This window comes from Leyella stercorea DSM 18206 (assembly GCF_000235885.1).
In the GTDB taxonomy this organism is placed as follows: Bacteria; Bacteroidota; Bacteroidia; order Bacteroidales; family Bacteroidaceae; genus Prevotella; species Prevotella stercorea.
Window position 1 is genome coordinate 1 of the sequence record NZ_JH379370.1, and the last position, 13,399, is coordinate 13,399.

11 protein-coding genes are annotated in these 13,399 nt (G+C 52.1%); 3 read left to right on the forward strand and 8 right to left on the reverse strand.

The annotated features are described in order from the left end of the window. The first annotated feature begins 257 nt into the window (after positions 1-257). On the forward strand, positions 258-1,439 hold the full coding sequence (locus HMPREF0673_RS01715) for a phosphoribosylaminoimidazolecarboxamide formyltransferase (protein WP_007897294.1): 1,182 nt from the start codon (positions 258-260) through the stop codon (positions 1,437-1,439). Between the two features lie 91 nt (positions 1,440-1,530). After that, entirely contained in the window at positions 1,531-1,734 is a 204-nt protein-coding gene (locus tag HMPREF0673_RS01720) for a hypothetical protein (protein ID WP_007897297.1), read from the forward strand. A gap of 91 nt (positions 1,735-1,825) precedes the next feature. Here the strand turns inward: HMPREF0673_RS01720 and HMPREF0673_RS01725 are convergent, their stop codons facing one another. The 6 genes from HMPREF0673_RS01725 to HMPREF0673_RS01750 all read right to left on the reverse strand — a co-directional run bounded on the left by HMPREF0673_RS01725 (position 1,826) and on the right by HMPREF0673_RS01750 (position 9,902). Further along, a complete protein-coding gene (locus HMPREF0673_RS01725; protein WP_007897299.1) occupies positions 1,826-2,878 on the reverse strand; it encodes a DUF4831 family protein in 1,053 nt (350 codons plus the stop codon). Positions 2,879-2,881: 3 nt separating this feature from the next. Beyond that, positions 2,882-4,396 carry a bifunctional ADP-dependent NAD(P)H-hydrate dehydratase/NAD(P)H-hydrate epimerase gene (locus HMPREF0673_RS01730; protein ID WP_007897300.1) on the reverse strand — a complete coding sequence of 505 codons (1,515 nt, stop codon included), beginning with the start codon at positions 4,394-4,396 and terminating at the stop codon, positions 2,882-2,884. A gap of 625 nt (positions 4,397-5,021) precedes the next feature. Then, positions 5,022-7,589, reverse strand: a complete 2,568-nt coding sequence (locus HMPREF0673_RS01735) for an Ig-like domain-containing protein (protein ID WP_007897305.1) — start codon at positions 7,587-7,589, stop codon at positions 5,022-5,024. Between the two features lie 274 nt (positions 7,590-7,863). Further along, positions 7,864-8,034: a 4Fe-4S binding protein gene (locus HMPREF0673_RS01740; protein ID WP_007897308.1), complete on the reverse strand. Its 171-nt coding sequence runs from the start codon at positions 8,032-8,034 to the stop codon at positions 7,864-7,866. A 124-nt stretch (positions 8,035-8,158) separates the two neighbouring features. Then, positions 8,159-9,001 (reverse strand): bifunctional metallophosphatase/5'-nucleotidase, encoded by an 843-nt coding sequence (locus HMPREF0673_RS01745; protein WP_007897310.1) that lies wholly within the window; start codon positions 8,999-9,001, stop codon positions 8,159-8,161. A gap of 115 nt (positions 9,002-9,116) precedes the next feature. Further along, positions 9,117-9,902 (reverse strand): 5'-nucleotidase C-terminal domain-containing protein, encoded by a 786-nt coding sequence (locus HMPREF0673_RS01750; RefSeq protein ID WP_007897311.1) that lies wholly within the window; start codon positions 9,900-9,902, stop codon positions 9,117-9,119. A gap of 204 nt (positions 9,903-10,106) precedes the next feature. Here HMPREF0673_RS01750 and rplS point away from each other — a divergent pair, with 204 nt between their 5' ends. Further along, a complete protein-coding gene (gene rplS, locus HMPREF0673_RS01755; RefSeq protein ID WP_007897312.1) occupies positions 10,107-10,472 on the forward strand; it encodes a 50S ribosomal protein L19 in 366 nt (121 codons plus the stop codon). An 84-nt stretch (positions 10,473-10,556) separates the two neighbouring features. On the opposite strand, the gene HMPREF0673_RS01760 is transcribed toward rplS, so the two are convergent. Both HMPREF0673_RS01760 and HMPREF0673_RS01765 read right to left on the reverse strand, forming a co-directional pair. Then, on the reverse strand, positions 10,557-11,384 hold the full coding sequence (locus HMPREF0673_RS01760) for a LytR/AlgR family response regulator transcription factor (protein WP_007897313.1): 828 nt from the start codon (positions 11,382-11,384) through the stop codon (positions 10,557-10,559). Between the two features lie 20 nt (positions 11,385-11,404). Continuing rightward, positions 11,405-13,399, reverse strand: a 1,995-nt coding sequence (locus HMPREF0673_RS01765; protein ID WP_007897314.1) for a tetratricopeptide repeat-containing sensor histidine kinase, incomplete at its 5' end; no start/stop codon positions are given.

Consider the following 13,399-nt stretch of genomic DNA (forward strand, 5'->3'; position numbering starts at 1 on the left):
AAACACAACAATATTATATGAGCCATATTTTTAAAACGCATACTTCTTTGTTGGTGCAGTTGGGACAACTGCACCCCCTGGAGACAACTGCACCCCCTGGAGACAACTGCACCCCCTGGGACAACTGCACCCCCTGGGATACTTGCGCCCCCTTTGATTTCCCTTCGCTTTTAAAATAATGTGGTTAAAAGCGCAGAATTTAGTCGAAAAGTAGTAATTTTGCAGTTAGAAAGATTTCTCATTCTTATAATTACTATATGAAAGAATTAGCACTCAAGTACGGATGCAATCCGAACCAGAAGCCTTCACGCATTTACATGGAAGAAGGCGAACTCCCCATCGAAGTACTTAACGGTCGTCCTGGCTACATCAACTTCCTCGACGCGTTCAACTCTTGGCAGCTCGTTAAGGAGCTGAAGGCTGCAACCGGTCTGCCCTCTGCAGCATCGTTCAAGCACGTATCGCCTGCAGGAGCCGCTGTTGGTCTACCTTTGAGCGACACTTTGAAGAAGGTGTACTTCGTTGACGACGTGAAAATGGAGCTCTCTCCGATTGCATGTGCGTATGCCCGTGCTCGTGGTGCCGACCGCATGAGCTCTTACGGCGACTTCGTGGCGCTCAGCGACACCTGCGACGCCGCTACCGCTACACTCATCAAGCGTGAGGTGAGCGACGGTGTGATTGCTCCCGACTTCACCGACGAGGCTCTCGAAATCCTACGTGCGAAGCGCAAGGGCACATATAACGTAATAAAGATTGACCCGAACTACGTGCCGGCTCCAATCGAGCGCAAGCAGGTGTTCGGCGTGACGTTCGAACAGGGACGCAACGAGGTGCGCCTCGACGACCCTGCACTGTTCGAGAACATACCTACAAAGTCGAAGAATTTCACCGAGGAAGCTATCCGCGACCTCATCATCTCGCTCATCACACTGAAGTACACACAGTCGAACTCTGTATGCTACGTGAAGGACGGTCAGGCTATCGGCATCGGTGCCGGTCAGCAGAGCCGCATCCACTGCACACGCCTCGCTGGCAACAAGGCAGACATCTGGTGGTTGCGTCAGCACCCGAAGGTGATGAACCTTCCGTTCGTTGACGGCATCCGTCGCGCCGACCGCGACAACACCATCGACGTTTACATCTCTGAGGACCACGACGACGTGCTGCGCGACGGCACATGGCAGCTCTTCTTCAAGGAGAAACCCGAGGTGCTCACCATGGAGGAGAAGAAGGCATGGATAGCAGAGAACCGCGGCGTGGCACTCGGCTCAGATGCGTTCTTCCCGTTCGGCGACAACATCGAGCGTGCGCATAAGAGCGGTGTAGAGTACATCGCACAGGCAGGCGGATCGGTTCGCGACGATAATGTTATTGATACCTGCGACAAGTATGGCATCACAATGGCGTTCACTGGTGTGCGCCTCTTCCATCATTAATCTGATGGGTTGAAGTGGTGAGAGGTTGAGATGTTGATATATCTTGAGGTTTTCACCATATAAAAGATTTGAATAACTAATAAAGAAAGATATGAGCAAAGGTGACGATATTGACGCAATCATTGCTAATGGCATTTCATGGGGCCGTGGTGGAGCGTCGAGCAGAAAAGATGATGACGGCAAAGTAAAGACCAAGGCAAAGAAGAAGAAATACATCACAGGTGCCCATGGTAGTGGTTCGGCACGTCAGAAGGCGAAGTATCGCGAGCAGCGTGCCAACAGAAATAAGAAATAATGATTCGAACAAATAAAAGCAGCGAAGACTTTTGTGTCTTCGCTGCTTTTTATTTATATGGTTTAATAACCGTGTCGGTCTACTGTCGGTGCTATTCGAGCGGTTCGGTTGTCAGCTCTGTGACTGCTCCCGTTGCGCTGTCGAGCAGTATCTTCGATGTTAGTTTCTTGCCGAAGAGAGCTCCGTTGAGCATTTCTATCTTTCCGAACTGTGCTGCCCACATCTCGTAGCGAGCTATCTTCTTGTCGTTGTTCGAGAGTGTGAGACGTATCTTTCCGGGCAAACACACTGCGAGTTGCAGTTCGTCTTTCAGTTTATTAGCCATTTCGTGCACGACGGGCGGTTCTGCCGTCACGTTCTCCTCTGCGATATCCACGTAGTAGGGCTCGCCAGAGAGGTCGTCGGTGGTAGAGAGTCCGAACTTCTTCGAGAAGCGGAACGCCATGACGCGCTGTGCCTTCTTCTCGGGTACGAGCGTTACGACATACTCTGTTGTGTCTACCGTTGTGGTGCCCTGGAAGAGCTGCATGAGTGCGCGCTCCTGACGGTTCAGCTGCTCGTACATCAGTCGGAGCTGCTCGCCATCCTTCGGCATGAAGTCGGCTTCGCCACGCGAGAGCAAGTTGCGCGAGTCGCGCACGTCGTATATCTCCTGTGCCACGAGTTGTGCCATCTTTGGCTGGTTGGCAGCGGCGAGGATGTCCTGGCTCATATAGTCGCGCGGATTGAGCGGTTTCGCCTTTGGTGCGGGGCGGAATGGTTCCTCCTCCTTTGCTGCCGGAGCCTTTGTGTTGATGGCGCGCAGCACACCATTCGCGTCGCAGTCTACCGACAGCACTGTGTGCTTCTTGTCGATGCCTATGACGTGGCGCTGACTCTCGTCGCGCATAGCTGTTGTGCTGAACGTTACGCCAACGATGCGGTAGTCGGTTGTTGTCACCTGCGGTGCTGCGGTCTTGAAGTAAAGGTCCGAGTACTCGTTGAGCTGTCCGGGTGTGGTGACGCTTTTCTCTACGAGCACGTGCACACGCACTGCCGTTTTCGGGAGGTAGTAGACGAGTCCGTCAGCCTCCTTCTTGCCGCCTGCAAACGTTGGTAGGGTGGTGAGTGCGGCGAGGATTAGTGTTGAAAGGATGTGTTTCATATTCTATTTCTCTAAGTTCTTGAATGCTTCGGGCAGACTGTCGATGATGTCGCTTGCTATCAGACTCTCTTTGCCTACGCGCTTGGCGGCGATGTCGCCTGCCATTCCGTGCAGATACATGCCCATGAGGCAGGCGTTCTTGCGCGAGTAGCCACGTGCGAGCAGTGCGGTGATGATGCCGGTGAGCACGTCACCGCTGCCGGCTGTTGCCATTCCTGAGTTGCCGGTGGTGTTGAACACCACGCCTCCGTCGGGCAGGCAGAGTGCCGAGTAGTGACCTTTCAGTATGATATACGCGCAGAGGTCGCGTGCCATGTCGCGTGCGAATGTGAGGCGGTCGTAGTCGGAGGTGATGCGTCTGCCAGCGAGTCGGTCGAACTCGCGCGGGTGTGGTGTCATAATCATGTTGTTAGGCAGCTGCTGCACCCACGAACCGTGTGCGCCGAGCATGTTCAGCGCGTCGGCGTCGAGCACTATGGGGCAGTTGGTCTGTTGCAGCTGCGACATGAGTGCGAGCGCTGTGCTCTCCTCCTTGCCCAGTCCCGGACCGATGCCCACGGCTTGATAGCAGTCGGTGTCGATAGCCTCCGAGTAGTAGTTCTCGCGGTCGACGAGGCATATCGCCTCCGGCACAGCCATCTGCATGATGTTAAGGTTGCACTGCGGTGTGAGTGCAGTCACCTTTCCTGCGCCACTACGCATACACGCCTTCGAGGCGAGTATTGCTGCGCCCGCCATGCCGCGACTGCCGGCTATGAGCAGCGCGTTGCCCATGGAGCCTTTGTGTGCGAAGTCATCGCGTTTCAGCATCAGACTTTTGATATACGAGGACTCAATGGTGTCGTATAGCGAGGGGAATGTGTCGATGAAGTATTTCGAGAGGCGTATGTCGAGCGTGCGCACCTCGCCTAAGTACTGCTGGCAGTCGGCGAAGAACATGGCGAGCTTCTTAATGTGCAGCGTCAGTGTCATGTTTGCCTTCACCACGGCAGGTTCCTCCTGCGGGCGATTGCTCTCCGTCATCAGTCCCGATGGTATGTCGATGCTCACCACCTGCGAGGGCGACTGGTTGATGTACTTCACGAGTGAGGCGAATCCACCCGTCAGCGGTTCCTTCAGTCCCGACCCGAAGAGTCCGTCTACGACGAGCGTCTTCTCGGTGAGTTGTGGCGGTTCGAAGTTGGCAGTTATCTCTGTGAACTTACGCACTAAGCCTTCGCCGATGATGCGGTCGCGATTTTTGGCGCATTCCTCCGATAGGTGGTTGTGTATGTTGAAGAGGAACACATCCACCACGTACCCTTTCTCTGCGAGCATACGCGACATGGCGAGTGCGTCGCCGCCGTTGTTGCCCGGACCGGCGAACACTACGATTGGTGTCGACTGTGTCCACTGCTCGCAGATGGCGTTGCAGATGGCTCTTGCCGAGCGCTCCATGAGGTCGATGGATGCTATGGGTTCGTGTTCGATTGTATATTTGTCGAGCTCTCTGATTTGAGCTCCTGTTAGAATCTTCATATCTTCGGTTTTTTGCTTTTCTTTTTCAAATTACAAAGTTAGTGCAAATTGAAGACAATACAAAACAAGCTGGCTTGTTTTTATTGTTGAGATGCCAATTAGGGGGCAGTACATTTTTTGCTTGCTTGGAACCTATGGGCACAAAAAAAGGGGCTCCGCCGAGTCCCAACCTTTGTTAACCTTAAATCTAATACCATGAAAAACATTGCAAAGGTATTGATTTTGAGGTACATCGCCAAATTTTAGTGCCTCTTTCTTATGCTTTTAATATCGCAACAGAAGCTTTTTTGATGTATGTCAATAGTATGTGCGCGTTTAAGCTATAAGTAGTTGGGTATTATGTACATAGTTTACGGTGTAGAAAGCCTATGCAAGTCATCGTTCACCGTACGGAATCTGATCGGGTAGCGAACGGAATCTGATCGGGTGGCGAACGGAATCCGATTGGGTGGCGAACGGAATCCGATCGGACGGCGAACGCGAGCGGTGGCAAAACGAAAGAAACCACAGCACCAAACAAGGTGCTGTGGTTTCCGTAAGTTTATGAATAAAGCTGCGCTTTAGTATCTATAAAGCTGCGCTTTAGTATCTATAAAGTAGCACTTTGGCACAGCTAAAGCAACACTTACTTCAGCACTACCTTCTTGCCGTTCACTACGTAGACACCGCTCTTGAGAGCCTTTGTGTTCACGCGCTGACCATTGAGGTTGTAAACCTTTGCGTCCTCAGGCATGTTGTCGATGGTGATGTTCTGGATGCCGTTAACCACCTCGTCGACAACCTTGAGTTTGTAAGAAGCCGAAGCTGCCTTGAAGTTCTTGTCGCCAGCGAACCATACGGTGATTGTTGTCTCGCCCGTGCTGCGAAGTATTACAACGCCATTGGCTGCCACCTCTGCCACTTCTTCGTTAGAGCTGGTGTATGAGAGCGGAGCAACCTCTGATTCGTTGTATAGTGTAGCACCGCTGAAGGTGTTACCCTCACGCATGTTGGCTGTGTACTCCTCCTGGTCGAACGAGAGTTCTGGTGTGGTGCGGTAGTCGTTGACGATGAGTGTGCAAGAAGCAGAAGCTGCCTTGTACTCGTCGTTGCCTGCGAATGTAACGTCGATGTTCACGCGACCAGCCTTCTTCAATGTCACGTTGCCCTCTGCGTCAACCTCTGCAACGTCGGTCTTGTTAGAAGAGTATGTCACTGCGAGGTTGTTCGGATTCAGGAAGCCGAGGTCCTTAACAGTTGTGTTCGGGTTTGTAAGGTCTATCATTATCATTGTGTCTTCGAACGAGATGCCTGCGTCCTTCTTCTCCTTCTTAATCACCTTAATGACGTACGAAGCCTGAGCCGGCAGATAGTCGTCGTTGCCGGCGAACTTGGCTGTGATGGTCACTTCGCCCGGGTTCTGCGAGAGCAGCACCGTGCCGCTACCGGTTACCATGCAGAAGTCTGTGTTGCTGCTTGAGTATTTAACGGGGAGGTTGAGTTCCTCGCCAGCTGCGTTCTTAATGGTCGGCTGGAAGCCGTCGAAGAGCGGAGCCTCGTTGGTATAGCAGGTGTAAACGTCCTGCGGGAATGTCATTGTTACAGGCTGTGGTTCCTTCTTCGTTACGTTTATCTTGTAAGAAGCCTGGCAAGCCTCATACTTCTCGTTGCCGTAGAAGTAGGCTGTGATGGTGGCTGTGCCTGCGATTTTGTCGCTGAGCCATACCACGCCGTTCTCGTCAACATCTGCGAGGTCCTCGTTGTCTGAGGTGTAGACGATTTTGAGACCCTCGATAGCCTCGCCGTTCTCGCCCTTCACGGTAGCCTTCGGCGAACTGAAGTTGCGGATGGCGTTGATGTCGGTGAGGTTGTACTCCTCTTTCGGGAACGACATCGTTGTGGTCTCCTTCTTAGCGAGCGGAGTAAGCTCGATGCTCTGGACATAAGCTACCTGGCTTCCGCCTAAGAGCTTGAATGTGCCGTCAGCGAATGGTACGTCCATGGTGATTGTGCCGTTTGCATCGTCCGTTACAGCAACCTTTTCGGAATAGTTCACACATTTGAGTTCAGGAGCGTTGCTGTCTTTGTACTTCACTGTTACGCGGTAGCCGTACGGGAACTTGCTGAATGTCGGTGAAACGGCGTAGCCCTGCTGTGTAGCGTCAGAGGCAGAAACTTTCTTCAGCTGCAATCCGCCACCGAAGTTGTTGAGCATAGCGTTGTGAACGGTGAAGGTGTAGCTGTCGCCGTTGAGGTCTACGAAGTCGAACTCGCCCTCCTTGTATTTGTTTTCATTGCCGAAGCAGTCGAAAGCTCCCTCGTTGCAGTCGAAGAGCACCTTTGTCGGGTCGGCAGCCTGGCGGTAGTCGATGGTGTATGAAGCCGACGAACCGATATAGCCTTTCTCTGGAGTGAATGTGGCTGTGATGGTAGCCTTGCCGAAAGCGAGGAATGTAACGGCACCGGTAGTGGCGTTCACGCTGATAGCCTCTTCGTTGTCGCTTGCGTAGCTGATAGAGCCTTTTGCGTCAGTCGGAGTAACGGTAGCAGTCTTGTCGGCGAAGCTGTCGCCCTGACGTACGGTGAATGTCTTGCCGTCAACGTCCGCACCGAAGGTGAGCGATGTGCTTGTGTCGGAAGTGCCGGCGTAGTAGTTTACGGCATCAACATGGATGAAACCATTCTCAGATCCGCCCTTCATGTCAATGACCAGCTTGTAGAAGAGGTTCTTTGCTGGTGCAGTAATGTTGAAAATGAGGTCGTCGGCGAATGTTGTTTCCTTTCCGAAACTGCCTGCAACAGTCTCAATGCCTGCAACAGTCTCAACGATGTCCTTGCAAGCTTTGTCTTTGGCAACAACAAGATTTATAGAGTTCACCTTGTCCAGTTGCTTTGCCTCGCTGATTTTTACAACCACTTTGGTAACAGCCTTCGTGAAGGCAGCGTCGTTCATGATAGATGCTACAGAATTGTTGTTTTTGCGTCCACATCTGATGTGTTTCCAACTCCATTTGTTGTTGTTGAAGTTGCTCACGCTCCATGTGGTGTCGCCAATTTTGGCTGTCCATGTTGTAGTGTAGTTCTGACATTTGTTATTGTTTTTGTTCTCGTCAGGGAAAGTCAGCGACTTCCACACTGCCTCGTTCTGCGCCATAACCGCTGCGCTAACGAGCACGAGCAGGTTAAGCATGAAAAAGCGTAGATGTTTAATCATAATGCTTGGTTTTTTAGTTGTTTATAATTAGTTGTTTATTCGTTTTGCTTGAATTTGTATTGTTCCGCTTGAATATATTCTGTTATTGATGTATTACAACGCAAAGTTACTAATTAATTGACATATAAACAAGTGCGTGTGACAATAAAGATTGCATTGTAATGTTTTATTATCAACCGTTGCTGTTCGGTGAAACAGAAGTGTTAAAATGAAAATGGTCGGTTAGCGTTGCGCCAACCGACCATTATGTCTTGATTTATCGGAAATCAAATCCTTACTCGCCAAGGCTGATAGCCTCCTGCGGGCAAACGCTTGCGCATGTGCCACACTCTGTGCAGAGGTCAGGGTTGATTGAATACTTTTCGCCTTCAGAGATAGCCTCTACTGGGCACTCGCCAATACATGTACCGCATGCGATGCAGTCGTCACCAATTACGTAAGCCATAATCTTTAATGTTTAAATTGTTATTGTTAAATGTTTATTGTTTCTGTCGATACCTACTTTTGTAGTAGTTGCAAAGGTAGTGTTTTTCTTTGAGATACCTACAAATAGGTATTACATTTAACATTTATTTTCTCTCCAGCGTGAGTTTTATTTTGCCCACGAACACGGCGTGCTTGCCGTTCTGGTCGTCTGGGATTGGCTTGCCGTCGGCGTTGGGCGCATACTTCAGCTCGGTGAAGTAGGAGTGGGAGTGTCCGCCGAGCACGAGGTCGATGTCGTGGTTTTGTGCGAGCATGTCGGCATCGTCCACGTCGTCCTGCATGTCCCAGCCGAGGTGGGAGAGGCATATCACCACGTCGCACTTCTTGTCGTGGCGCAGCTCGCGTGCCACCTTGTCGGCTGTGGCTACGGGGTCGAGGTACTTCACGCCCACGCACTTTGTGGCGTCAACGAGTCCGTCGAGCTTCGGCGACACGCCGAACACGCCGATACGCAAGCCGTTGCGCTTCAGAATGATGTAGGGCTTGGTGAGTCCGTCGACGACGGTGCCACGGAAGTCGTAGTTGGCGCAGACGACGGGGAACTTAGCTTCGCGGAAGATGCGTGCCATGTTCTCCAGTCCGAAGTCGAACTCGTGGTTGCCTATCGCCACAGCGTCGTACTTCATCGCCGACATCAGCTCCGTTTCCACCGAGCCTTTGAAGAGGGTGTAGTAGGGCGAGCCTTGCGAGAAGTCGCCCGAGTCGAAGAGCAGTACGTCGGGGTTGGCTTCACGCTCCTGGCGTATCATCTCCATGCGGCGTATGAAGCCGCCTCTGCCGGCTACGAGCGTGTCGGCGAGGTTGGGGTTGAGCGGCATGATGCAACTGTGCGTGTCGTTGGTGTGCAGTATCTCTATGGTCTTCTGCGCTGCCGCGCTGAGCGTGGTGGCAAGCGCAAGAGTTATGATGAATATGTAGCGTTTCATTGGCTTTTTACTCTTTTACTTTTTTACTCTTTTACCTTTAAAAGCTTTTGTGGCTGCGTGGTATGGGCAAGATGCCCATACCTCCTACTTTTTACTTTTTTACTCTTTTACTTTTTTACTTTTCAACGATTGTCATGCGTCCCTCCACGGTGCGGCTCACCGCTTCGCCTTTGTCGTTGGCAGCCTTGAAGTACTGCTCGATGAGGAAGCGCACGTTGTTCTCTTCGCCCGTGGGCGACACCACGTCGGTCTTCTTGCGGAATGCCTCCATGTGGTCGTTGCCCTGTGCCAGGTAGTCGAGTGTAGCCACGCGATACTTAGCATTGGGGTCGACGGGCTTGCCGTTGACAGTGGCAGAGACGAGTTTGCCGTCAGCCGTGGCGGTGAGGCGCAGCGAATGGCTCAATCCCTCGCCGTGGCGCATGGCTATCTGCGCGAACAGCTCCAATACGTCGTTGCCGCTGAGCGTGAGGAAGCATATCTTGTTCTCGAACGGAGCCACGTCGAGTATGTTGCCGCGTGTCACGGCACCCTTGCTCAGCGCGGCACGTATTCCGCCTACGTTGTATATGGCGAAGTCGGGCTGTTCGTCGAACTTCGGGCTGCTCCATACGAGTATGTCGGCAAGCAGGTTCGACAGCGGACTCTCCGGACGTTTCACCCACAGGTCGGTGGCAGCGTAGCCCTGCACGGGGTTCATCTCCGCGTCCACCTGCTTCTTGTGTACGAGCAGGGCAGCGTTGGCTTTCTGCACCTCTGGGTCGGTACTGTTGTCGTAGCGCGAGTCGATGAGTATGCGTGTGCGCTCCACGGATGCTACCTGGTACTGCTTCGTAGAGCACGAGGCGAGGGCGAGCGCAAGGGCGGCAGCCGAAAGGCTTATGGTGTGTAATCGGTTCATTATATGTGAGTTTTGATTTTAATAGTGTAATGTTAAACTTTATATAAACATAGTGCAAAGATACTCATTATTTCTGATAAAATTTTGCCGAACGAATAAAAAGTCGTAACTTTGCAACCGCTTTTCGGCGTAACCGATGACGGGAAGATGAGTAGCCCGATTATGTTGCGCGAGAACGATAAACAAATTTAATTATCAAAAGAAATGGATTTAATTAAAGTTGCTGAAGAAGCATTTGCAACCGGCAAGAAGTTCCCTGAGTTCCGTTCAGGTGACACAATCACAGTCGCTTACAAAATTATCGAGGGTACAAAGGAGCGTATTCAGCTCTACCGTGGTGTAGTTATCAAGATCTCTGGCCACGGAGACAAGAAGCGTTTCACCGTTCGTAAGATGTCAGGTACAGTAGGTGTAGAGCGTATCTTCCCTATCGAGTCGCCGAACATCGAGAGCATCGAGGTGAACAAGCACGGTAAGGTACGTCGCGCTAAGCTCTACTACCTCCGCAACCTTACTGGTAAGAAGGCACGTATCGCTGAGCGTCGCGTTGTTGCTCCTTCAGCTGAGTAATCACCCGTCAGACAACAAGAAAAACAAAGGCAGAAATACATTGCGTATTTCTGCCTTTTTTTGTATATATATAAAGTATGTTATTTAAAGGTTGCAGAACTGGTCGATGAGTTTCTTGCGGAACAGGCGTCCTACCTTAACGTCCTCCACCTTGTCGAACGGCGGATAGAAGCGGCAGGTGTTGTTTGTCACCTCCATGAGGTAGCCGAGGTTGATGATGTGCTTCTGGCTCACGCGCACCAGTTGGTTGTTCAGCGAGAGCAATGCATCGCTGCCAACGTTGCGCTTCAGGCGTATCGGTGCCTTCTGGTTGGAGAGTGTCATCTCCCACAGGCGTAGCTCGCGGTTGTAGGTGAGCACGCCAATCTCGCGTATGTCCACCAGTCGGAAGTCGACGGAGTTGGTGTAGACGATGAACTTGCCGTCGTTGCGGCAGGTGATGCCGTTGTCTGCATCAAGTGCGTTGTAGTCGCCAAAGTCGGCAGTTGGTGAGCTTGTGTCGGTAGGCTGATGAGCAGCAGAGGTGTAATCAGCATCGGGTATGCCAGCCATCTCGATGCATACGCGGCGTATGATGTTGCGCAGCTCGGTGTCGTCGATGGGTTTCATCAGATAGTCGAACGCCTTGTTGCGGAACGCCGACAGCATGAAGCGGTCGTGCGCGGTGTACATCACCGTGCGGCACTTGTATTGTGGCAGAATGTTGGCACGTTCCAGAAACTCAATGCCCGAGATGTCGGGCAGCTCGATATCGAGGAATAGTACGTCGGGTCGCGTCTCGTTCACGAGGCGCAGTCCGTCCATGCCGTTGAGAGCTATGCCGCATAGCTGTGTCTCGTCGAAGGTGGATAACTTTTGGGCGAGTGCGTCAGCGGCAGCTCTGTCGTCGTCTACAATTACGATCTTCATCATAAGTCTTTTCTTTTTAGTTGTTATAGGAACCTCACTCCGTCGGGCACGCGCAGTGTGGCACGGCATCCGCAGACAGTTCCGTTGTTCTCTATGTTGGTAATCTCGAAGCGTATTTTGTTCTTGTTATGCATGTTGGTTATCGCTATGGTCTGCGATATGATGCCCATTCCGGTCTTCTTCTTGAACGTTCCGTTAGAGGCGTTGAAGCCCGGTCCGTTGTCGCTTACGCTGATGACGGTGGTGCGTTGCTCGCGGTGTATGTCGATGGTCAGTTCTTTGTGTCCGTCCCATCCCTTCAGTCCGTGTATGATGGCGTTCTCGGTGAGTATCTGTAGGAACATCGACGGCACGCGTACCTGCTCACGGTCTACGTCGGGTGCAATGTTGATGTGCCACACGAAGTCGCTGCCTAACATGAAACGCTCCACGCGGATGTACTTCTCCACGAAGTCGAGTTCCTCGGCGAGCGTCACGGCAGGCTGTCGCGACATATCGAGGTTGGTGCGTATGAGGCGTGTCAGGTCCTGCAGCTCCGTTGCCTCGCTCTGTTCGGAGTTGATAATCTTGTTGTTCAGCACGTTGAACACGAAGTGGGGCGAGATACGGTTGCGCACGATATTGAGGCGCAGGTTCATAATATCCATCTGTGCCTTCAGCTGTTTGCGTTTGATGTACATGAACCACAATATGAGTATCAACACGAGTATCAGCATGATAGCGATGGCGAGTGTCAGCTGGTTTTTCGTCTTTGCGATGGTGGCGTTCTTGTGTTCAATCATCAAGTCGTGGCGCAGCTGCAGCGTGTCGCTGGTGAAGCGTGCCATGATGTCGGCTGAGCGCATGTTGGAGTGGTTATGTTCGAGCGAGTCGTTGTATGCGTAGTTGCTCTGCAACAGTTCGTAGGCGCGGCGGAAGTTGCCCACCTGCTCGTAGTACTTCTGTAGGTAGCGGTTGCGCAAGTTCACGAGTGTGTACTGCACGGGGTGTTGTGTTTCGTCGTTGTCTGCAATCAGGCGTTGCGCGGTGGCAATGTTGCCCGTCTTCGTGGCTATGCCGATGCGTATTGTCTTGCAGTAGTGGAGTGCCGTGAAGTCGTCGCGCTTGTGGAAATAAGGCTCCACCTCGTCGAGGTAGCGTTGTGCTGTGCGGATGCTGTCGAGGTTGAGATAGACATCGGCGAGGTTCACCTTGCACAGGTACATGTCGAAATTGTTCTGCATACCATGGCGTTCGAGGTTCTGCTTCATGCGCAGAAACTTGTCAAGAGCCTGTCGGTAGTTCTTTTTAAAGTAGTAGTAGTTGCCGAAGTTGTTTAGGAAGTAAGCCTGCATCGACGGCGACATCATGTTGAAATGCTCCTCAGTGGCTTTGTAATAATGCAGTGCGGTGTCGAAGTCGTGCAGCGAGAGGTATATCTGCGCCAGTCCCATGTAGAGTGTGACGTTCTCCTTCGGGGGCAGTGCGAGCGAGTCGACGAGGAAGAGTGCACGTCGATACCATTGCGCTGCCATTGGCATGTTGTTGTCCTGTATGTAGGCGTCGGCAAGGTTGGCACACACCTTAGGCATGTTGTGTTCGGAGTCGCTGTTGGCAAGCAATGAGTAAGCTGCCTTATAAAGTTGTATGGCTTGATGCTGCTTGCGATGGAAGTTGTGGTAGTAAGCCGCGCGACAGTTGTATGCACCGGCGATGAGCGTGTTGAGTCGTCGCTTCTCTGCGTTGTTCAGTTCCCGTTTTTGTTGCTGTTCGGCGAAGCGCAGTATGTTCTCGATGTTGTCTTTAAAGCGTTCGGGACGGTCGGTAAGCGTTAGGTAGCGTGCTTCGCGCAGGCGGTACTCGTAGGCGGTCATACTGTCGGGCGCAGTGCGTATGCCGTCAGCGATGAGTTGTTTGGCAGAAGGTGCAAGGGTCATCACCGAGTCGTCAATCTGCTTGAGTTTGTTTATGCGTGTTGAGTCGCTGTTGTTAGCGTCGGGTGCGCTTCTGTCTTTTTTTAAATAAGGTTGACACCCTAA